The organism is Pelagibacterium mangrovi (assembly GCF_036662815.1).
Lineage (GTDB): Bacteria > Pseudomonadota > Alphaproteobacteria > Rhizobiales > Devosiaceae > Pelagibacterium > Pelagibacterium mangrovi.
The window spans coordinates 165156-186761 of record NZ_JBAFXA010000008.1 but is presented as its reverse complement, the minus strand read 5'-3'; the positions used below and the strand labels follow the sequence as shown (position 1 = coordinate 186761).

Genomic DNA, 21606 nt, shown 5'->3' with positions numbered 1-21606 from the left:
CGGTCACGCGGCTTTGGCGGTTTTCAAGATCATCGACATGATCTTTTCCTGACTGGCTTCGGCGATGGGCAATTCGCCCACGAAGCGACCGGCGTTCATGACGTAGATGCGATCGCAGGTGCCGAGCAGCTCGGGCATTTCCGAGGAGATGAGGACAATACCCCTGCCCTCGCGCGCCAGATCGTTGATGATCGAATAGATTTCGTATTTGGCGCCGACATCGATGCCGCGCGTGGGTTCATCCAGGATCAGCACCTCGGGCTCGGCATAGAGCCATTTGGAGAGCACGACCTTTTGCTGGTTGCCGCCCGAAAGGTTGACGGTTTTCTGGCCGATGCCGGAACTCTTGATGGCCATCAGCTTGCGGTAGCGCTCGGCGACCTCGCGCTCCTTGTGGCTGTCGACGATTATGCCGTTGGCGATGCCCTTGAGATTGGCGAGGGGGACGTTGTCGCGGATGGGCTGGTCGAGGACCAGACCGAAGGTCTTGCGGTCCTCGGTGGCGTAGCAGATGCGGTTGGCGATGGCCTTTTCGACGGTCGAGGTATCGACCGGACGGCCGCGCAGCAGCACGTCGCCGGAGATGCGGTCGCCCCAGGATTTACCGAAAAGGCTCATGGCCAGTTCGGTGCGCCCAGCGCCCATGAGGCCGGCGATGCCCACGACCTCGCCGGCGCGGACCGAAAAGCTCACGTCATCGACCACCTTGCGATGGGAATGGATGGGGTGATGGACGGTCCAGTTCCTGACCTCGAACAGCACGTCGCCGATATCGGGATCGCGCGGTGGGAAGCGGTCGTTGAGGGGGCGACCGACCATGTCGCGCACGATATCGGCTTCGGAGATTTCGCTGGTGTGGCAATCGAGGGTGGAAACGGTGTGACCGTCGCGCAGCACGGTGATGCGGTCCGCGACCTGGGAAATCTCGTTGAGCTTGTGGGAAATCAGGATCGAGGAAATCCCCCTGCCCTTCAATTCGACAAGCAGCTTGAGCAGCGCCTGGCTGTCGGTTTCGTTGAGCGATGAGGTGGGTTCGTCAAGGATGAGGAGCTTGACCTCCTTGGACAGCGCCTTGGCGATTTCGACGAGCTGCTGCTTGCCGAGGCCCAGATGGGTGACTCTGGTGCGCGGGGATTCCTTGAGCGAGACGCGCCGCAGCAGTTCCTCGGTGCGGCGATAGGTTTCGCCCCAATCGATGATGCCGCCAGAGGCGCGCTCATTGCCCAGAAAGATGTTTTCGGCGATCGAGAGCAGCGGGACGAGCGCCAGTTCCTGATGGATGATGACGATGCCGCATTTTTCGCTATCGGCGATGGAATGGAAGTGTCTTTCCTCGCCCTCGAAAACGATCTGGCCTTCATAATCGCCGGCGGGATAGACGCCCGAAAGCACCTTCATGAGCGTGGATTTGCCGGCGCCATTCTCGCCCACCAGCGCATGGATTTCGCCATGCTCGACGGCGAGATTGACGTTTTCGAGCGCGTTGACGCCCGGAAAGCTTTTGGTGATGCCGCGCATTTCGAGAATGGAGGTCATGGCTTACGCGTCTTTGTGGCCGAAAGGATTGGACGCGGCACGAAAGGCGCCGCGTCCCAGGCTGGAGGAGCCTATTGGGTGATCTGGTCCTCGGTGTAATAGCCCGAGCCGACCAGCACCTCTTCCCAATTGTCGGCGGTGACCAGCACCGGCTCGAGCAGATAGGAAGGGACGATCTTGACGCCGTTTTCGTAGGTTTCGGTGTCGTTGATTTCCGGTTCCGTCCCGTTGATCAGCGCTTCGACCATGCCCACGGTGACGCGGGCCAGCTCGCGGGTGTCCTTGAAGATCGTCGAATACTGATCGCCGGCGATGATGGCGGCGACGGACGGCAGCTCGGCGTCCTGGCCCGAGATGATGGGCATGGGCAGGTCGCCCGAACCGTAACCCACCCCGCGCAGCGAGGAGATGATGCCGATGGAAAGCCCGTCATAGGGCGAGAGGACGGCATGGACCCGGTCGTCGCTGTAATGGGCCGAGAGCAGATTATCCATGCGGGCCTGGGCGACCGAGCCGTCCCAGCGGAGCGTGCCAACCGTATCCATGCCCATCTGGCCTGATTTGACGACAAACGTGCCGTCATCGATCAGCGGCTGGAGGACGCTCATGGCGCCGTCATAGAAGAAATAGGCGTTATTGTCGTCGGGCGATCCGCCGAACAATTCGACATTGTACGGCGGCTCCCAATCGGAGGTTTCCAGGCCATCGACGAGCGACTGGGCCTGCTGCACGCCGACGGTGAAATTGTCAAAGGTTGCGTAATAATCGACGTTTTCCGAACCACGGATCAGCCGGTCATAGGCGATGACGTGGATGCCGTTGGCGGCGGCGTTTTCCAGCGCCGTGGTCAGTGTCGTGCCGTCGATGGATGCAATGACCAGCACGTCGACGCCGCGCACGATCATGTTTTCGATCTGGGCGAGCTGGTTGGGAATGTCGTCTTCGGCATATTGCAGATCGGTCTGGTAGCCGGCCTGCTGGAACAATTCGACCATGGAATTGCCGTCGGAAATCCAGCGGGCCGAGGACTGGGTGGGCATGGAAATGCCGACGAACCCCGCCTCCTGCGCGACTGCCGGGCCGGAAGCGAGCGCAGTGGTCATGACCAGGGCGCCCAGCCCTGCCAAAATCGATTTCATGAATCTCTCCCTGTCAATTTCGCCATGACGCTCGCCACGGCGACCTCCCCTGCCGGCCAAAGCACGGCAGCGATTTATGCTTGCATATAGTATGATTATTTGTAAAGCGCAGTTTTAAATCCGAACGGCTTTTTCACAGCCGCCCGGGAGCAAATCGATGGGGAGTGTGATCAGCCCTTGGCGGTGCCCAGGGCCGTCGTGGCGCGGTCGACGCCGGACTGGATGGCCTGGCGCATGGCAACGCGGGCCAATTCGGGATCACCGGCGGCGACGGCTTCGGCGATGTTGCGATGGAGGCGCACGGCCTTGTCGAAGGCGGCACCGCCCTCGACCGGCGAGGAAATGGTGAAGGATGCCATCAGCGCGATTTCGACGACGTTGGAGAGCGAGACCATGAACGGATTGCCGGACGCCTGGGCGACGGTGCGGTGAAAGCCGACATCGGCGCGGGCGAAATCCTCGGCACTCTGGCCCTTGCGGGCCATGCGTTCGAGCCATTCCATCAACTCCGTGGCCTGGGCATCGGTGCGCCTTGCGGCGGCGAGGGCTGCTGCGTCGGGCTCGACGGCCATGCGCACTTCGGCAAGCGAGGCGATGAAATCGACCCCGATACCGGAATCGAGGTGCCAGAGCAGCACGTCGGAATCGAACATGTTCCAGCGGGCGCGCGGCAGAACGCGGGTGCCGACGCGGGCGCGGGCTTCAACCAGCCCCTTGGCGGAAAGGGTCTTGAGCGCTTCACGCAATACCGTGCGCGAGACGCCGAACTGTTCGATCAATTCCGCATCGCCGGGGAGAATCTGGCCTTCGCCATAGACGCCGCCGACGATGGCGGTGCCCAGCGTGTACATGACATGGGCATGGAAATTGTGCGGCTTGCGGCGGGGGGTGCCCGCCGATGCCGCCACGCCATCGCGATCGTCTATTGTCCTTGTCATGCCGGTCTGCTTTCCTTGACCACCCAGCGGGCGGCGAAGGTCGAGCATGACAAAGACCGCTGGAGATTGTCAAAATAAAAATATAATAAGATAATTTGTCGCAGGACGTGTTTGCTCCTCTGGCTTTTCATGTGTCTCCATTTTCCGCGAAAGAATCAATCCATGCTTGTTGAATTGGGTGAGCCCGGAAGATGACGATCATCGCCGATTGGATCGCCGTGGATTGGGGCACCAGCACCATGCGGGCCTGGGCGATGGGTGCCGGGGACGAATTGCTGGCGCGGATTTCGAGCGACAAGGGCATGGGGCAGTTGCAGCCCGAGATGTTCGAAGCCTCGTTGATCGAGGCGGTGGGCGGATGGCTCGACGGCGGGCGGCGTACCACTGTCATCGCTTGCGGCATGGTGGGGGCGCGGCAGGGGTGGCGCGAGGCGGCTTATGCCGAGGTGCCTACGACGCCTGTCGCGGCGGCGATGACGCGGGTGCCGGCCAACGATCCCAGGATCGAAATGTTCATCATCCCCGGCGTGTGCCAGCGCGAGCCGGCGGATGTGATGCGGGGTGAGGAAACCCAGATCGCGGGGTATGTGGCGCTCAAGGGCGGTAGCGGCGTGGTCTGCATGCCGGGGACGCACAGCAAATGGGCGCGAGTCGATGACGGCAGGATCGTACGGTTTCGCAGCGCGATGACGGGGGAAATCTTCGCGCTGCTTGCCGAACAATCGGTGCTGCGCCACAGCGTGGCCGGGGCCGATTGGGATGCGGTGGAATTTGCGAGGGGCGTGGAAACGGCGCTGGGCGATCCGGCGATCCTGACGCAATTGTTTTCCATCCGGGCGCGCGGGCTGCTCGAAGGGACCGGCAATGGCGCGTCGCGGGCGCGGCTTTCGGGATTGCTGATCGGGTCGGAACTGGCGGGGACGACCGATTTCTGGCGAGAGGGCGCGGTGTCGTTGATTGGGGCGCCCAGGCTGGCGGCGCTCTACAGGGAGGCGTTGGAGGTTGCCGGGGGAGAGGCGCGATTGCTGGACGGCGAAGAAATGACGCTGGCGGGGCTTTGCGCCGCGCGACGGATGCTGGAGGAAACATCGTGAAACGCAAGCTGATCGCTATTTTGCGCGGGATCACGCCGGACGAGGCGCTGGCGGTGACCGAAGCGCTGATCGCCGAAGGGATCACGGCGATCGAAGTGCCGCTCAATTCGCCCCGGCCGCTTGAAAGCATAGGGGCGATGGCGCAGGCGTTCGGGCGCGAGGCGCTGATCGGAGCCGGGACGGTGCTGACGCCCGACGAGGTTGATGCCGTAGCCGAAGCGGGCGGAAAGCTTGTCGTTTCGCCCAATTGCGATGCGGCGGTGATCGAAGCGACCAAGGTGGCGGGGCTCGCTTCGTTTCCCGGTGTTTTTACCGCAACCGAATGCTTTGCCGCCCTCAAGACCGGCGCGGACGGGCTCAAGATTTTCCCCGCCTCGGTGATGGGACCGGGCGGGATCGCGGCGCTCAAGGCCGTGCTGCCGGCGAACATTCCCGTTTACGCGGTGGGCGGCGCAGGCCCCGACAATTTCGCTGACTGGAGGCAGGCGGGTGTTGACGGGTTCGGGATCGGAACCGCGCTCTATACGCCGGGGTTGACGGCGCGGGAGGTGGGCGAGCGCGCCCGCCGCATCGTTGCCGCCTATGACGAGGTGATGTGAATGGACGCGAAAGTCTTCGACGCCCGCCCCTGCTTTCTGGGCGAAGGGCCGCTCTGGCACCCGGAGCTGGAACAATTGTTTTGGTTCGACGTGCTCAACCGCAAGCTGCTCACGCGGCGTGGAGAGGCCGAAGAGGTCTGGACGTTCGGGGAGATCGTTTCGGCGGCGGGATGGATCGACCGCGACCATCTGCTGGTGGCCAGCGAAACGGCGCTTTTGAAATTTAACGTGGCGAGCGGGGAGCACGAGGGGGTCGCGCCGCTCGATATCGGCGAGGGGCGGCGCACCAATGACGGGCGGGCCGACCCCTGGGGCGGGTTCTGGATTTCGGCGATGGGCAAGAAGGCCGAGCCCGACGCGGGGGCGATCTATCGCTTTTATCGCGGCACCGTCGAAAAGCTCTTTTCGGGCATCACCATTCCCAATGGCATCTGCTTTTCGCCCGACCGGAGCGTTGGGTATTTTTCCGATACCGATCGGGGCATCGTCAAGCGCGTGCGGCTGGACGCCGAAACCGGCGCGCCCGTGGCAGAGGCGGAAATCCATCTCGACCTGAGCCCGGACGGCCTCAACCCGGACGGAGCGGTCACCGATGCGGCGGGGAACCTGTGGATTGCCCAATGGGGCGCCGGCCGCGTAGCGGTTTACGATCCGCGCGGCGATTTTCTCAAGGCCATGGAGATCGACGCTCCGCACACGTCCTGTCCGGCGTTCGGGGGCGCGGATTTTTCCACCCTCTATTGTACCACGGCGCGCGAGGGAATGGACGATCAAGCGCTTGCCGCCCAACCGGAATCGGGGATGGTGTTCGCCATCGCGGGCGTCGGGCGCGGCAAGGCGGAACCGGCGGTCGTAGTCTAGAGCATTTCAACGTTCAGCGGAAACGTCGAAATGCTCTAAGTCCTTGTTTTGTCGCGCTTCCGAACCGCAAAAGTGGCATCCACTTTTGCTGGAAGCGCTCTAACCGGGATAGACCGGTTCGGTGGTGTGATTGCCGCCCTGGCGAGTGGCGGTCGGGTGATCGGAAGACGGCCATTTGCCGGCGGCCCTGACGCGCTGCTCATAGGTATCGGCGCTGTCCCTGGGGTGCCAGCCGAGATAGCTCACCGTCTCGTTGGACCACCAGGCGCGCGAATTGTCCGAAATGCCCCACACGGTGGGACAGCCGAGCACCGGCACGTCGAAAACGCGTTCGACCAGACGCACGAAATCGTCATAGCTCAGCCAGGTGGCGAGCATGCGATAATCGGTGGGTTCGGGAAAGCACGAGCCGATGCGGACGATGGCCGTCTCCTGGCCGAATTTGTCGTAATAGAACCGCGCCAACGCTTCGCCGAAACATTTGGAAACGGCGTAAAGGCTGTCCGGACGTGGCGGGGAATTGAAATCGACGGGCTCGTTCTGGCCGTAAAAGCCCACGACATGGTTGGAACTGGCAAAAAAGATGCGCGGCGAGCCGTGGGCGCGGGCGGCTTCGTAGAGATTTTGCAGGCCGACGATATTGGCCGACAGAATGCTCGAAAAATTCTGTTCTTTCGCGACCCCGCCCAGATGCAGGATGCCGTCGCAGCCCTCGACCAGATCCATGACGGCATCGCGGTCGGCCAGGTCGCAGGCAACGATCTCCTCGTTGAGATCGGCGCGGCCCATATCGGCGAGGTCGGCAAGGCGCAGGATCGAGGCGAGGTGGATGAGGCGCCTTCGGGCGATCTGGCCCAGACCGCCCGAAGCACCGGTAATCAGCAATCGTTTCAACGCACACCTCCCATTCGTCTTTTTCTTCCCAATGATGTGCATCATACGCCGAGCACCCGTTTTAGAGAAATAGGCGCCCGCTGGACTTGGCGATGGCGCGCTGGCAGGGTCGGACAATGAAGAGTTGGAGGGGCGGAACGGAATGAAGGCGACGCCATCGCGCAGCGGGGGACGGATACTCATCGACCAATTGCAGATCCACGGAGTCGAGACCGTGTTTTGCGTGCCGGGGGAGAGCTTTCTTGCGGCGCTGGACGCGCTTTACGATTCGCCCATTGCGGTGACCGTCTGCCGACAGGAAGGCGGGGCGGCGATGATGGCCGATGCGGTGGGTAAGCTCACGGGCAAGCCGGGAGTGTGTTTCGTCACCCGCGGTCCGGGCGCGACCAATGCGGCGCCCGCCATCCATATCGCGCGCCAGGATTCGACGCCTCTCGTGATGTTCGTGGGACAGGTGGGACGCGGGATGCGCGAGCGCGAGGCGTTTCAGGAGCTCGATTATCGGGCCGTGTTCGGGACGATGGCCAAATGGGTGGTCGAAATCGAGGACCCCGGGCGCATACCCGAGCTCGTGGCGCGGGCCTTTACGGTGGCGGCGAGCGGACGGCCGGGACCAGTGGTCGTGGCGCTGCCCGAGGACATGCTGACCGAAACGGCAGAGGTGGCCGACGCCCTGCCCTATCGGGTGGCCGAAGCGGCGCCGCGCGAGGAGGATATCGCTGCGGTGGTGGCGGCGCTTGCCGAAGCCGAACGACCGCTGGCGATCCTGGGGGGAACGCGGTGGGATGCAGAAGCCGTGGGGCGGTTCGAGGCGATTGCCGCCAAGCAAGGACTGCCCGTCGCAGTCTCGTTCCGGCGGCAGATGCTGTTTGACGCCAACCATCCCCATTTCGTCGGCGATCTGGGGCTGGGACCCAATCCGGCGCTGATTGATTACGCGAAATCGGCCGATCTGGTCCTGCTGCTGGGCGGGCGGTTGTCGGAAATCGCCAGCCAGAGCTATACGCTGCTCGGCATTCCCGATCCGGGAACGCGGCTTATCCATGTCCACCCCGATCCCGAGGAGATCGGGAAGGTTTACAGGGCAGAGATCGGGATTGCGGCATCGCCCAGAAGCTTTGTTGCGGCGCTGGCTGAGCGGGTGGAGCGCGGGGTGGACCGGGCGGCGGTGATTGGGCCGTTGCGCGAGAGTTTCGAAGCCTGGACGACACCCAGGCCGCGTCCGAGCAAGGGCGTGGATATGGGGCAGGTGATGACCTTCCTGCGCGAGGCCTTGCCGCCGGAGACGGTTTTGACCAATGGCGCGGGTAATTACGCGACATGGCTGCACCGGTTCTACCGCTTCACTCGCTATGGCACGCAGGCGGCGCCGACATCGGGTTCGATGGGCTATGGCGTGCCGGCGGCGGTGGGGGTGGCGCGGATCGACCCCAAGCGCCCGGTGGTGGCGTTTGCGGGGGACGGATGTTTCCTCATGAACGGGCAGGAATTTGCAACCGCCGTGCAGTACGCGCTGCCGATTATGGTGATCGTCATCGACAATTCCATGTACGGGACGATCCGCATGCATCAGGAGCGGCACTACCCCGGCCGCGTGGTGGGAACCGGGCTCAACAATCCCGATTTCGCCGCCTATGCAAGAGCGTTCGGCGGGCATGGGGAGCGGATCGAGAGGACCGAGGATTTCGCGGCGGCCTTCGAGCGGGCGCGGGCGTCGGGAAAGCCGGCGATCCTGCATGTGATCGTCGATCCGGAGGCGCTGACGATCAACGATACGCTGAGCGGAATACGGGAGAAGGCGCTGGCGGGGAAATAGAAGAGGGGCAGGCGTGCGGAAAGGCACCCGGGTCGGGTGCCTTTCCGCAAATCGGCTTATTGAGACGCTTGCGCCATGTGTTCCTGAGCGGAGGCGTAGAGGGCCTGACCGTCGATGCCGATGGCGTCCATGTCGGCGAACCACTGGTCGATGGTGGCCTGGGCGGCTTCCTTCCAGCGGGCGGTTTCCGCCTCGTCGAGGGTGACGATGTTGTTGCCCGCCTCCTCGGCGATCTGGAGGCCCACAAGGTCGCCATCATCCATGGCGCGGCCGAACATCATCGAGGTTTCGAGACCGGAGTTGGCGTCGATCACAGCCCGAAGGTCGTCAGGCAGGCTTTCGTAGGTACCCCGGTTCATGACGAAACCGAAGGTCTGGGAATAGAGCCCCTGTTCGCCGGAAAAGCCGGTGTGATTGGTGACCAGTTCTGAGAGACGCAGCGAGGGGGTAACCTCCCAGGGAACGGTCGTGCCATCGATCACGCCGCGGGAAAGCGCCTCGGTGGTTTCAGGGACAGGCATGCCGATCGGCTCGGCGCCGAGCTGGGCAAGCATGTTGGAAATGATGCGCGAACCGCCGCGCACCTTCATGCCCTGAAGGTCCTCGAGCGAGGTGATCGGCTCTTTGGAATGGAACAGGCCGGGGCCGTGGGTGTGGAGCGCGATGACGTGCACGCTGGCGAATTCGTCGGCCGAATTTTCCATGACGTAATTGTAGAAGGCGGCCGAGGAATCCTCGCCATTGGTGATGAGGAACGGCAGCTCGAACACTTCGGACATGGGGAAGCGGCCGGGCGTGTAACCCAGAACGGTCCAGACGATATCGACCACGCCGTCCTGGGCCTGGGAAAAGAGGCTATCGGGCGCGCCGCCCAACTGCATGGCGGGGTAAAGCTCGATGGCGATGCGGCCATCGGATTCGGCCTCGACCTTTTCGGCCCAAGGGGCGATGGCATTGGCCGGAATGGTGGCCTGGGCCGGCAGGAACTGGTGCAGGCGGAGCGTAACCTCCTGGGCAACGCCCGCGCCGGCGACCGAGAGCGCGGCGACCGCGCCCAGCAGACTGGATTTCAGTTTCATTTTTCTCTCCCTTTGTTCGGCGCGCGTGGCGCCGGATTTTTCGTGGACTTTCCGATCAACTGAACAGCCAGACAAGGGCCAGGGTTATGGGCGGAAAGATCACGAGAATGACGGTGCGCGCGATGTCGCTGGCGACGAACGGCAACACGGCGCGATAGGTCTGCGACAGGGAAACATCGCGCGCCATGGCGTTGATGATGAACAAATTCATCCCCACCGGCGGCGTGATGAGGCCGACTTCGACCACGATGAGTACAAGGATGCCGAACCAGACGGCGAATTCGTCCGGAGACAGCCCGAAATCGAGAACCATCATCATGGGGTAGATGATGGGGACGGTGAGAAGGATCATGGAAAGCGAATCCATGAAGCAGCCCAGAACAAGATAGAACAGCAGCACGATGGCCAGCACCACGAAGGGGTTGAAGCCTTGGTCGGACACCCAGCCGGCGGCGACCTGGGGAAGCTGGGACAGCGCCAGAAAACCATTGAGGGCGGCGGCACCGAGCACGATGAAGAAGATCATCGCCGTGGATGCGGCCGTGGAAAGGAAAACCTCGGACAGCCCCTTGCCGTTCAGCGAGCGGGTGGCCAGCGCGATGATGCCCGTGCCGGCGGCGCCGATGGCGGCGGCCTCGGTGGGGGTGAAGATGCCCGTATAGATGCCGCCGATCACCGCGATAAAGACGGCGAGGACCGGCCAGATGCCGGCGAGCTGGACGAAGCGGTCCTTATAAGGCACGCGGGGGAGCTGGCCGCCCGAGCCGGGCGCTGCGCGCACGTAAAGCGCGATGACGATCATATACCCCAGCGCGGCGAGAAGGCCCGGCACGAAAGCGGCCATGAACAGATCGGCGATGTTCTGTTCGGTCTGGACGGCAAAGATGACGAGGATAACCGAGGGCGGGATGAGGATGCCCAGCGTGCCGCCCGCCGCGATGGTGGCCGTGGACAAACCACCCGAATAGCCGTGCTTTTTGAGTTCGGGCAACGCGACCTGCCCCATGGTGGCGGCGGTGGCGAGCGAGGAGCCGCAAATGGCGCCGAACCCGGCGCTTGCCCCGATGGCAGCCATGGCGACGCCGCCCTTGCGGTGTCCCAGCCAGGAGGCGGCGGCCTCGAAAAGTTTTGCGGACATGCCCGAAAGGCCGGCGAACGCACCCATGAGCAGGAACAGGGGCACGACCGAAAGGGAATGAGAGGCGAAGGTGGAATAGGTGAGGTTCTTGAACTGGGCGAGAATGGGATTGAAGCTGCCCGTGATTATGAACGAGCCGAATACCCCCACACCGAGCATGGCAATGCCGATGGGCACCCGCAGAAAGATGAGCACCAGCATGACGGGGAATGAAAGCAGCCCCAGCGCGACGTTGCTCATATTTCGCCTCCGACATGCTTGGGCTCGCTGCGGCCAGTCAGCGCGTTGGTGACGGAGCGGCCAAGGACGTAAACGGCGATGATCACGAAGGCGGCGGTGCCCACGAAGCCCGCAGCATAGGCCCAGCCGAGCGGCATGCGCAAAAGCAGCGTGGTTTCTCGATAGGCGAATTTATCGAGCATGCCGAACCAGAGCCGCCAGGCGATGAAGGCGGCGACGACCAGCATCATCGTGTCGGTGATGACCAGAATCCAGGCGTTGACGCGGGCGCCGAACCTGTCGGTCAAAAGCGTCACGATGGCGTGGCCGCGTTCGAGATGGGCCCAGGGCAAAAAGGCAAAGACGGCGAAGGCGACGCCCGCCGAGGCCAGCTCGTAATCGCCCGTGATGGGGCGCAGGCCGGCCCAGAGCAGCGAGCGACCGACGATGCTGATCGTCACCATGGCAACGACCGCGACGAGCATCGCGCCACCCAGCCAGGCCATAACCTTGGCCAAACCGTACACGCTCCGCCCCAGAAGCGAGTGATCCTGGAACAAAATTTCCCTCCCCCTGCCCTGCCGACCGCACGCCATGGCGGTGGACTGGCTTTGTTTCGAAAGTGCCGATGGCGTGTCCATTCGCCAATGGACAATGCACACATAGGATAGGACGATTCGAACATCGCCGGGCCGGCTTCCCTTGCCTCTCCCCGCGACGTCCCATAGCGTTTTAAACCATAACACTCCCGATGGAATCCATACCCTCTTCGCCGGATGCGGGTTGCGTGGAGAGGGCGATAACGCTCAAATGGGCGGCGAATCGTTTCGCCTTCCAACCTTCATTGGCTTATGTCGCTTTTCGCCAACGCTTCGGCCCCTGCCCCGTCACTGGCCGACGGCCTCAACATTCTGCGCTCGGTCTTCGGGCTGGACGCGTTTCGCGGGCAGCAGAGCGCGGTTATCGAACACGTCATCGGGGGTGGAGACGCCGTCGTGCTGTTTCCGACCGGGGCGGGAAAATCGCTTTGCTATCAGATCCCATCGATCGCGCGGCACGGTATTGGCGTCGTGGTTTCGCCGCTGATCGCCCTGATGCGCGATCAGGTGGAAGCGCTCAAACAGGCCGGGGTGAAGGCGGCGGCGCTCAATTCCTCGCTTTCGGGGGATGAGGCGCGAGAGGTGCGGGCCGCGTTGCGCGCCGGGGAACTCGACCTTCTCTATGTGGCGCCCGAACGGTTTTCGGCGCCGGGTTTCCTCGACCTTCTGGCGAGCGTTCCCATTGCGCTGTTCGCCATAGACGAGGCCCATTGCGTGAGCCAATGGGGCCATGATTTCCGGCCCGAATATCGCGAACTCGCCAAACTGCGGGAGCTGTTTCCCCATGTGCCGCGTATAGCGCTGACGGCGACGGCGGACCCCACGACGCGGGCCGACCTGATCGAGCGGCTGGGGCTGGAAGAGGCGCAGACGTTCATATCGAGCTTCGATCGGCCCAATATCGGCTACACCATCGTCGAGCGCACCAATGCGCGGGCACAGTTGATCGATTTTCTCGGTCGGCACAAGGGCGCGAGCGGGATCGTTTATTGCCTGTCGCGCGCCAAGGTGGAAGCGGTGGCCGAGTTTCTGAACGAAAAGGGGATACCGGCCCTGCCCTATCACGCGGGGCTTGAGGCGGGCGTGCGGGCGCGCAACCAGGATGCGTTCTTGAAGGATGACGCCGTGTGTCTGGTGGCGACGGTGGCGTTCGGGATGGGGATCGATAAGCCCGATGTGCGCTATGTGGCCCATCTCGATCTGCCGGCCTCGATCGAGGCCTATTATCAGGAGACCGGGCGCGCGGGACGCGACGGGCAGCCTTCGGAAGCCTGGATGAGCTATGGGCTCTCCGATGTGAGCCAGAGGCGGCGGATGATCGCCGAGGGCAATGCGCCCGAGGAAATCAAGCGGCTGGAGAACGCCAAGCTCAACGCACTTTTAGGCGTTTGCGAGACGGCGGGGTGCCGGCGGCAGGCGGTGCTCAAACATTTCGGCGAGGCGCATGCGGGCGGGTGCGGGAACTGCGACACCTGCATCAACCCGGTGGATACCTGGGACGGCACGGACGCGGCCAACAAGGTGATGTCGGCGATCTATCGCACCGGGCAGCGGTTCGGGGCCGCGCATGTGATCGACGTGGTGATGGGCAAGGCGACCGAAAAGGCTGAGAAGTTCTCCCATCAGCATTTGCCCGTGTTCGGCGTCGGGCAGGACATTTCGGTCAAGACATGGCGCTCTGTGGTGCGGCAGTTGACGGCCATGGGGCTGGTGCATGTGAACCATGAGGCGCATGGGGCGCTCTATCTCGATCAGGGCGCGCGCGAGGTGTTTCGAGGCGAGCGGGCCGTGACGCTGCGGCGCGATCCCGAGCGCAAGAAGAGCGACACCAACAAGGCGCTGCGGGGTGGCGAGGGGCTTTCGCCGGAGGCCGAAGCGGTGTTCGAGCGGCTGCGGCGCAAGCGCCGGGAGATCGCCAGCGCGCAGGGCGTGCCGCCCTATGTGGTGTTTCAGGATACGACGCTGCGGGCCATGGCGGTGGAAAAACCCGCAACAATGGACGCCATGCGGGCGCTGCCGGGTGTGGGCGATGCCAAGCTGGAGCGGTATGGAGCGGCGTTTTTGACGGCGATTGCCGAGGGGTAGAGGCGCCGCAAGGCTGCCGGTGCTTCAATCGAGTTGAAACACCTTCTCCAGTTTCACCTCCACCGGGGAATTGTCCGGATTGGTTTCCATGATGTCACCCATCATGGCCCACCAGCGGGCCATGATTTCGGTGTTCGGCAGGCGATCCATGGTGTGGGTATCGGCGTGGACGAGGGTGGCGAAAAGGTGGTGGGTTTCGGGGTCGAGCCAGATGGAATAGTCCGAAACGCCGGCCTCGCGCAGGAGGGCGGCGAGTTCGGGCCAGATGTCATCGTGACGGCGGCGGTATTCCTCGGCCTGACCGGGGTTAAGCGCCATGCGGAAGGCGATGCGTTCGGGCATGGTCAGACGATTCCACCCGAGCCGCCGGCGGCGGCGGGGCGCTCGGCTGCGACCTTGTCGCGATAGCCCGATTGCCGGTAGGCGGCGATGGGGTCGACCGCTGCGCCCTTGCGGCGGCGGGCCATGGCGAGGATGGGTTCGACGTCGGTGCGGAAGGCGGCCTTCAAGGTCTGGCTGGCCATCAGCGCGTCGTTTTCCTGCTGATAGCCGGCGAGGGTGTCGCGATCGACCAACAGCGCCTGGGCGTAGGCGCGCTGCACCTCCATGGCGGATTGCATCAGGCTCTCGATGGGGTCGGTGACGTTGTGGCTCTGGTCGAGCATGTGAGCAGGATCAAAGCCTTCGGCGCCGCGCTGTTCGGCATCGACCAGCTCGTTGAAAACCAGAAACAGGCGGTAGGGATCGATCGAGCCGGTGTCGAGATCGTCATCGCCATATTTGGAATCGTTGAAGTGGAAGCCGCCGAGCTTTTTGAAGTGGATAAGCCGGGCGACGATCATCTCGATATTGGCATTGGGGGCGTGGTGGCCGAGATCAACGAGGCAGAAGGCCTGTGGGCCGAGTTCGCTGGCGATGAGGAAATTGGTGCCCCAATCCTGCACCACCGTCGAATAAAAGGCGGGCTCATACATCTTGTGTTCGGAAAAGATGCGCCAATCGGACGGCAGGGCTTTGACTACGTCCTTCATGGCATCGAGATAACGATCGAACTGGGCGGTGAAATTGGTCTGGCCGGGGAAGTTCGAGCCATCGCCGATCCAGACAGTCAGGGCCTTGGAGCCCAGCGCCTTGCCGATTTCGATGCACTCGATGTTGTGCTCGACCGCCTGGCGGCGGGTGCCGGTATCGGTGTGGGAGAGCGAGCCGTATTTATAGCTCAGGGGCTGGCCGGGGGCGTCCGAGAAGGTGTTGGAGTTGATGGCGTCAAAGCCGAGACCCAGGGCATCGGCTGTGGATTTGAGGTCCTTGGGGTCGGCCTTGTCCCAGGGGATATGAAGAGAGACAGTGGGCGTGGCGCCGGTCAATTGGTGGATGATTGCGCAATCTTCGAGCTTGTCGAAAATGTTGCGCGGTTCGCCACGTCCGGGGAAACGGGCAAAGCGGGTGCCGCCGGTGCCCACGCCCCATGAGGGAATTGCGACGCCATAGGCGGAGACCTTTTGGGTGATTTTTTCGATGTCGATGTTGCGGCGGGAGAGGTGGTCGCCGAGGGCGGCATAGTCGGCATCGAGGGCGGTGCTGGCCGTCTCGTTTGCCGACGCGATGACATCAGATGCGATTTTGGTCTCGGTCATGTGTTTTCCTCCCAATTTTTACCGCGCTTGTCGTTCGTCGCAAGCTCAGCGCACCCCTCATCCGACCTTTCGCTTTTCAAGCGAAAGCCCACCTTCTCCCCTTGAGGGAGAAGGGTAGCCTGGGCAGCGCTTGGGCAAGAGCTCAAGCCCTGCGAAAAGAGCCCCTTCTCCCCTTGAGGGCGAAGGGTCGGGGATGAGGGGTGCGCTGAGTTGGCCAAGTGCACCGCCCTTACCGCGTGAAACTCTGCGCGTTGCCGGCGTCGACGTTGATGATGTTGCCGGTGGATTTTGCCGACATGTCGGACGCGAGGAAATAGATGGCTTCGGCGATATCCTCGGGGAACACCGAGCGCTTGAGCATGGAGCGCTGGCGGTAGTGTTCCTCCAGATCGTCGGTGCTCATCTTGTAGGCGGCGGCGCGCTGCTCTTTCCACTCTCCGGTCCAGATTTTCGAGCCCCGCAGCACGGCGTCGGGGTTGACCACATTGACGCGGATCTGTTCGGCAGCGCCTTCCAGCGCAAGACACCGGGCGAGGTGGATTTCGGCGGCCTTGGCGGTGCAATAGGCGGCGGCATTCGGCGAGGCGGCAAGGCCATTCTTGGAGGCCACGAAGACGATTTTGCCGCCGATCTTCTGGGCGCGGAACAGCTTGAACGCTTCGCGGGAGACGAGGAAATAGCCGGTGGAAAGGATATCCATGTTGCGGTTCCAAAGCGCCAGCGATGTTTCCTCGATGGGGGCCGAGGAGGCGAGGCCGGCGTTGGAGACGAGGATATCGACACCGCCGAATTGGACGGCGGCATCGGCGAAACCGGCGATCACCGCATCTTCGGAGGTGACGTCGAGCCTGGTCGAACGCACGACATCGGCGCCAAACGCGGAGGCAAGCTCATCCTGCGCCGATTGGAGATTGGCCTCGTCGATATCGGCGAGCACCACGCAAGCGCCTTCGCGCAGAAGCCGCGCGGCGGTGGCTTTGCCGATGCCCCCTGCCCCGCCTGTCACCAGCGCGACCTGACCGGCAAGCGATTTCGGCTTGGGCATGCGCTGGAGCTTTGCTTCTTCCAAAAGCCAGTATTCGATATCGAAAGCCTCCTGTTCGGGAAGGCCGCGATAGGTCGAGACGGTGGAAGACCCGCGCATGACGTTGATGGCGTTGACGTAGAACTCGCCGGAGATCCGCGCCGTCGCCTTGTCCTTGGCGAAGGTGAACATGCCGACACCCGGAACCAGATAAACCACGGCGTTGGGGTCGCGCATGGCTGGGGAATCGGCGCGTTTGCAGCGCTCGAAATAGGCGGCGTAATCGGCGCGGTAAGCTTCGAGCGCGGCCGGAAGATCGGCAAGGACAGCATCGATATCGGAATTGGCGGGGTCAAACCCGATCACCAGCGGGCGGATCTTGGTGCGCAGGAAATGATCGGGGCACGAGGTGCCGAGCGCGGCGAGCGGTTCGAGATCGGCTGAGTTGACGAAGGCCAGCACGGCATCGCCATCGTCGAAATGGCCGACCTTATGGCTGTCGGCCGAGATCATGCCACGGATGGCGGGCATGAGGCGGGCGGCGATGGCGCGGCGTTCATCTGCGGGGAGCGAAGAGATTTTTTCGCCGCCGAAGGCCGGGACGGAAGCGGTTTTGGCGTCCAGCCAATCGATGGCCTTGTTGATGGTGGCGATGGTTTGTTCGTAGCACGCCCTGGGCGTATCGCCCCAGGTGAACAGGCCGTGGGATTCGAGGATGACGCCCTTGGCGTCCGGGTTTTCGAGGCAGAATTTTTCGAGCCACAGGCCAAGCTCGAAGCCGGGGCGCTTCCAGGGGAGCCAGCCGATCTCGTCGCCGAAAATCTCCGCCGTCAACGCCCTGGAATCGGCGGACGCGGCGATGGCAATGATGGCGTCGGGGTGCATATGATCGACGAAGGGTTTGGGCACATAGGCGTGCAAAGGGGTGTCGATCGAGGCGGCGCGCGGGTTGAGGTTGAAGGTGGCGTGGGGGAGATAACCGACCATCTCGTCTTCATGTTCGAGCCCGCGATAGAGGCCCTTCAGCGCCCGGAGCTTGTCCATATAGAGGGTGGAAAAGCCATCGAGCTTGATGGTGCCGACATCGCCGCCCGAGCCCTTCACCCAGAGCACTTCCACTTTTTCACCGGTCAGCGGATCGGTTTCGAAGATTTTCGAGGACGTGTTGCCGCCGCCGTAATTGGTGACGCGCTTGTCCGAACCCAGAAGGTTGGAGCGATAGACCAAGCGCTCGGGCTCGGTCATCGGAGCGGCTTTGGCATCATCCCACAGATTGGCGATGCGCGCGGACGCGGCGGAAGCGGTCATGGTGTTCCTCCCCAGAAACCGGCTTGGTCTTTTGGCCTCATATCCACATGGCCGAGAAGCAAAGTCAATCAGAAACGATCATAATCAATCACCAATGCAATATGATGATTGACAGTGATCGTTTTTGATGATGGCATACGACTAAGGGAGGAGTGCCGGACATGCACGAACGCGAACGCCACAAGGTCATTCTGTCCGCCGTGCAGGCGCAGCCGGTTGCGACCGTGGGCGAACTCGTCGATCTGACCGACACCTCCGAGGCGACCATCAGGCGCGACATCGCGGCGCTGCATGTGCAGGGCAAGCTCAGGCGCGTGCGCGGAGGAGCCGAAGCGCTCAATCCGCCGACGCAGGCGGGGCTGGTGGGGCGGCCGTTCTCGGTCAATGAATCGATCAACGCACATCTGAAACGCGCCATCGCCAAGGCGGCGGTCGATCTTTGCGCGGATGGGGATTCGATCATCATCAATGGCGGGACGACCACCTACCAGATGGTATTCCACCTGATCGCGCGGCGGATGCAGGTTCTGACCAATTCCTTCCCCATCGCCAGCCATCTGCTGGGCCATTCGAAGAATTCGGTGGTGGTGCCGGGGGGCACGATCTATCGCGAGCAGAACATCATCCTTTCGCCCTTCGAAAGCGATGTGACGCGGCATTTTTATGCCAAGCGCATGTTCATGGGCGCGCAGGGCCTGGGACGGCACGGGCTGACCGAGGCCGATCCGCTGCTGATACAGGCGGAGATGAAGCTGATCGGGCAGGCCGACGAATTGGTGGTGCTGGCCGATTCCACCAAGTTCCGGCAGCGCTCGAGCCTGATCCTGTGCCCGCTCGAAAGGATTTCGACAATCATCACGGACCGCGGCATTAGCGATCAGGATCGCCAGATGCTCGAGGATCACGGCATCAAACTCATCATCGCCGATGCCGGGGAGCGGTCAGCTACGGAGGAAGCTTCGTCGGTCGCCTGAGGAGCGGCGGCCCACGTTGAGAAAATCAACCATAAGGCTCGAGGGAGGATTTCATGAGCTTGGTTAAAACACTTCTTGCAACGACGGCGATGGCCGCCGCCATGATGGCGGTCGCCATGCCGGCACAGGCCCAGACGCGCATCGCGCTGGTCGCCAAATCGCTCGGCAACGGCTTTTTCGAAGCCGCCGCACGCGGCGCCGAGGAAGCGGCCGAGGAAATCGGGGACGTCGAAATCATCTATACCGGCCCCACCTCGACCACCGCCGAAGGCCAGATCGAGGTGATCAACACGCTGATCGCCCAGAATGTGGATGCCATTGCCATTTCGGCCAATGACCCCGATGCCGTGGTGCCGGCGCTGCAGCGCGCCATGGAACGCGGGATCACGGTCATCTCCTGGGATTCGGGCGTTGCGCCCGAAGGGCGGCAGATGCATCTCAATCCTTCGTCCAACGAATTGATCGGGCGGATGAATCTCCAGCTGGTCGAGGCGCACATGCCCGAGGGCGAGAGCGATTTCGCCATTCTTTCGGCGACGACAACCTCAACCAACCAGAACATCTGGATCGAGGAGATGGAAGCGCAGATGGGCGACTTCCCGGGGCTCAATCTGGTCACCACCGTCTATGGCGACGATCTGGCCGACAAATCCTATCGCGAGGCGCAGGGCATTTTGCAATCGATGCCCAACGTCAAGGTGATCGTGGCGCCGACAACCGTGGGTATTCTCGCCGCCTCGCGCGCCGTGGAAGACGCCGGGATGATCGGTCAGGTGCATGTAACCGGGCTGGGATTGCCGTCGGAAATGGCCGGGGCTATCGAATCCGGCGCGACGACGGAATTTGCTATCTGGAACCCCGTCGACCTGGGCTATTCGGCCGCTTACATCGCCAATGAATTGGCGAGCGGAAACGCGACGGCCGAGCCGGGTTCGACCATCTCGATCGGTCGGGTCGGCGAAATCACGCTCGACGACAATCTCGAAGCGGGCATGTCCGAGCCGTTCATCTACGATGCCAGCAATATCGACGAGTTCAAGGACATCTTCTGATCGTCCGCTCGTAAGCAACGCTGTCCGGCGAACAACCGCCGGGCAGCGCCCCTCTTCCCAAATGGCGAGGCTTTGCGACGATGACCGCCGCTCCTCAATTTGCCCCGCTCGGCGCGGAGGCAATTGCGATGCTGACAATGACCGGCATTTCGAAAAGCTTTCCGGGCGTCAAAGCGCTCGAGGACATTTCGCTTGAGCTCTATCCGGGCCAGGTCACCGCTTTGGTGGGGGAAAACGGGGCGGGGAAATCGACGCTGGTCAAGATCCTGACCGGCATCTACCAACCCGATGCCGGGGAGATCGTGCTCCACGGCCAGAAGGTGCATTTTGCTTCCGCGCATTCCGCGCTCGAACATGGCATCACGGCGATCCATCAGGAGACCGTGCTGTTCGACGAGCTTTCGGTGGCCGAGAACATTTTTCTCGGTCACGCGCCGCGCACGCGGTTGGGGCTGGTCGACTGGAAAACGCTGCGCGCCGAGGCCGCCGACATTTTGAAATCCATGGGCGCGCCGATCGATCCGAAGGCGCGGCTGAAAGACCTTTCCATTGCCAACAAGCATCTGGTGGCCGTGGCGCGGGCCATGTCGATCGAGGCGCAGATCGTCATCATGGACGAGCCGACCGCCGCGCTGTCGCACAAGGAAATCGAGGAGCTGTTCGTCCTGATCGACCTGCTCAAACAGGACGGCAAGGCAATCCTTTTCATCTCGCATAAATTCGATGAAATTTTCAGGATCGCCGACCGCTATACGGTGTTTCGCGACGGCAAGATGATCGGCGCGGGGCGGATGGAGGAGACCGATCAGCGCGAATTGGTGCGCATGATGGTGGGCCGCTCGGTGGATCAGGCGTTTCCCAAGCAGGATGTGACGATCGGGGAGCCGGTGCTCGAGGTTGAAGGTCTGTCGCACCCCACCGAATTCGATTCCATAAGCTTTTCGTTGCGGCACGGAGAGATACTTGGGTTTTACGGGCTGGTGGGCGCCGGGCGTTCGGAACTGATGCAGGCGCTGTTCGGGGCGACGCGCGTTTCCAAGGGGACGGTGACGCTGGAGGGCAAGCCGGCGCTGGCACGCTCGGAGGCCGACGCCATTGAAAAGGGCATCGTCTATGTTCCCGAGGAACGCGGGCGGCAGGGCGCGGTGACAGGCTTGCCGATCGTGCAAAACGTTTCGCTGCCGTCGCTGAAGAAAACCTCGCGGGCGGGCTTTCTCGACATGGCGCGCGAATTTGCGCTGGCGCGGCAATATTCGGAACGCCTAGATCTGCGCGCCGCGTCGCTGAGCCAGGAAGTGGGGACGCTTTCGGGCGGCAATCAGCAGAAGGTGGTGATCGCCAAATGGCTGGCGACCCGCCCCAAGGTGATCATCCTGGACGAACCCACCAAGGGCATCGATATCGGCTCGAAAGCCGCCGTGCATGCGTTCATGAGCGAATTGGCGGCCGAAGGGCTGTCCGTCATCATGGTTTCCTCCGAGCTGCCCGAAATCATGGGCATGTCCGACCGGGTGATCGTCATGCGCGAGGGGTTGATCGCCGGCGAATTCGAGCGCGCCTCGCTCGATGCGGAAACGCTGGTGCGCCGCGCGGCGGGGATCGAGGAGCACTGAA

Annotated in this window: 18 protein-coding genes; 8 read left to right on the top strand and 10 right to left on the bottom strand. The window is 62.8% G+C overall.

Features of this window, described 5'->3' with window-relative positions; translation table 11 throughout:
* Positions 1–3: 3 nt before the first annotated feature.
* The 3 genes from mmsA to V4T21_RS15210 all read right to left on the bottom strand — a co-directional run bounded on the left by mmsA (position 4) and on the right by V4T21_RS15210 (position 3613).
* A complete protein-coding gene (gene mmsA, locus V4T21_RS15220; RefSeq protein ID WP_332718339.1) occupies positions 4–1536 on the bottom strand; it encodes a multiple monosaccharide ABC transporter ATP-binding protein in 1533 nt (510 codons plus the stop codon).
* Between the two features lie 71 nt (positions 1537–1607).
* Positions 1608–2675, bottom strand: a complete 1068-nt coding sequence (gene chvE, locus V4T21_RS15215; RefSeq protein ID WP_332718337.1) for a multiple monosaccharide ABC transporter substrate-binding protein — start codon at positions 2673–2675, stop codon at positions 1608–1610.
* Positions 2676–2845: 170 nt separating this feature from the next.
* Complete coding sequence (locus tag V4T21_RS15210; protein WP_332718335.1) at positions 2846–3613, bottom strand: FadR/GntR family transcriptional regulator; 768 nt, start codon at positions 3611–3613, stop codon at positions 2846–2848.
* Between the two features lie 191 nt (positions 3614–3804).
* Here V4T21_RS15210 and V4T21_RS15205 point away from each other — a divergent pair, with 191 nt between their 5' ends.
* From V4T21_RS15205 to V4T21_RS15195, 3 genes are read left to right on the top strand one after another with little or no spacing between them, the layout of a single operon-like run.
* On the top strand, positions 3805–4707 hold the full coding sequence (locus V4T21_RS15205) for a 2-dehydro-3-deoxygalactonokinase (RefSeq protein ID WP_332718333.1): 903 nt from the start codon (positions 3805–3807) through the stop codon (positions 4705–4707).
* The gene (locus V4T21_RS15200) at positions 4704–5306 is read left to right on the top strand and encodes a 2-dehydro-3-deoxy-6-phosphogalactonate aldolase (protein WP_332718331.1); all 603 of its coding nucleotides are present in this window, start codon (positions 4704–4706) and stop codon (positions 5304–5306) included. The genes V4T21_RS15205 and V4T21_RS15200 overlap by 4 nt, the downstream gene beginning before the upstream one ends.
* A complete protein-coding gene (locus V4T21_RS15195) occupies positions 5307–6167 on the top strand; it encodes an SMP-30/gluconolactonase/LRE family protein (RefSeq protein ID WP_332718329.1) in 861 nt (286 codons plus the stop codon).
* Between the two features lie 99 nt (positions 6168–6266).
* Here the strand turns inward: V4T21_RS15195 and V4T21_RS15190 are convergent, their stop codons facing one another.
* Positions 6267–7061, bottom strand: coding sequence for an NAD-dependent epimerase/dehydratase family protein (locus tag V4T21_RS15190; protein WP_332718327.1), 795 nt, complete (start codon positions 7059–7061; stop codon positions 6267–6269).
* Between the two features lie 142 nt (positions 7062–7203).
* Here V4T21_RS15190 and V4T21_RS15185 point away from each other — a divergent pair, with 142 nt between their 5' ends.
* On the top strand, positions 7204–8877 hold the full coding sequence (locus V4T21_RS15185) for a thiamine pyrophosphate-binding protein (RefSeq protein ID WP_332718325.1): 1674 nt from the start codon (positions 7204–7206) through the stop codon (positions 8875–8877).
* 56 nt (positions 8878–8933) lie between these two features.
* On the opposite strand, the gene V4T21_RS15180 is transcribed toward V4T21_RS15185, so the two are convergent.
* Genes V4T21_RS15180 through V4T21_RS15170 form a run of 3 tightly spaced genes read right to left on the bottom strand, consistent with a single transcriptional unit; the run spans position 8934 to position 11873 of the window.
* Positions 8934–9956 carry a TRAP transporter substrate-binding protein gene (locus V4T21_RS15180; RefSeq protein ID WP_332718323.1) on the bottom strand — a complete coding sequence of 341 codons (1023 nt, stop codon included), beginning with the start codon at positions 9954–9956 and terminating at the stop codon, positions 8934–8936.
* A 55-nt stretch (positions 9957–10011) separates the two neighbouring features.
* The gene (locus V4T21_RS15175; RefSeq protein ID WP_332718321.1) at positions 10012–11334 is read right to left on the bottom strand and encodes a TRAP transporter large permease; all 1323 of its coding nucleotides are present in this window, start codon (positions 11332–11334) and stop codon (positions 10012–10014) included.
* On the bottom strand, positions 11331–11873 hold the full coding sequence (locus V4T21_RS15170; RefSeq protein WP_332718319.1) for a TRAP transporter small permease: 543 nt from the start codon (positions 11871–11873) through the stop codon (positions 11331–11333). The genes V4T21_RS15175 and V4T21_RS15170 overlap by 4 nt, the downstream gene beginning before the upstream one ends.
* Before the next feature lie 291 nt (positions 11874–12164).
* Here V4T21_RS15170 and recQ point away from each other — a divergent pair, with 291 nt between their 5' ends.
* Positions 12165–13997 (top strand): DNA helicase RecQ, encoded by a 1833-nt coding sequence (gene recQ, locus V4T21_RS15165; RefSeq protein ID WP_332718317.1) that lies wholly within the window; start codon positions 12165–12167, stop codon positions 13995–13997.
* A gap of 24 nt (positions 13998–14021) precedes the next feature.
* On the opposite strand, the gene rhaM is transcribed toward recQ, so the two are convergent.
* The 3 genes from rhaM to V4T21_RS15150 form a co-directional block, all read right to left on the bottom strand.
* Entirely contained in the window at positions 14022–14339 is a 318-nt protein-coding gene (rhaM, locus tag V4T21_RS15160; RefSeq protein ID WP_332718315.1) for an L-rhamnose mutarotase, read from the bottom strand.
* 2 nt (positions 14340–14341) lie between these two features.
* Positions 14342–15634 (bottom strand): L-rhamnose catabolism isomerase, encoded by a 1293-nt coding sequence (gene rhaI / locus V4T21_RS15155; RefSeq protein WP_332718314.1) that lies wholly within the window; start codon positions 15632–15634, stop codon positions 14342–14344.
* Positions 15635–15863: 229 nt separating this feature from the next.
* Positions 15864–17966 (bottom strand): bifunctional rhamnulose-1-phosphate aldolase/short-chain dehydrogenase, encoded by a 2103-nt coding sequence (locus V4T21_RS15150; RefSeq protein WP_332718313.1) that lies wholly within the window; start codon positions 17964–17966, stop codon positions 15864–15866.
* A 161-nt stretch (positions 17967–18127) separates the two neighbouring features.
* Here V4T21_RS15150 and V4T21_RS15145 point away from each other — a divergent pair, with 161 nt between their 5' ends.
* The 3 genes from V4T21_RS15145 (at position 18128) to V4T21_RS15135 (ending at position 21605) form a co-directional block, all read left to right on the top strand.
* Entirely contained in the window at positions 18128–18940 is an 813-nt protein-coding gene (locus V4T21_RS15145) for a DeoR/GlpR family DNA-binding transcription regulator (protein WP_332718312.1), read from the top strand.
* A gap of 53 nt (positions 18941–18993) precedes the next feature.
* Positions 18994–19992, top strand: a complete 999-nt coding sequence (gene rhaS / locus V4T21_RS15140) for a rhamnose ABC transporter substrate-binding protein (RefSeq protein WP_332718311.1) — start codon at positions 18994–18996, stop codon at positions 19990–19992.
* Between the two features lie 128 nt (positions 19993–20120).
* Entirely contained in the window at positions 20121–21605 is a 1485-nt protein-coding gene (locus V4T21_RS15135; protein ID WP_332718309.1) for a sugar ABC transporter ATP-binding protein, read from the top strand.
* The last annotated feature ends 1 nt before the right edge of the window (position 21606 follow it).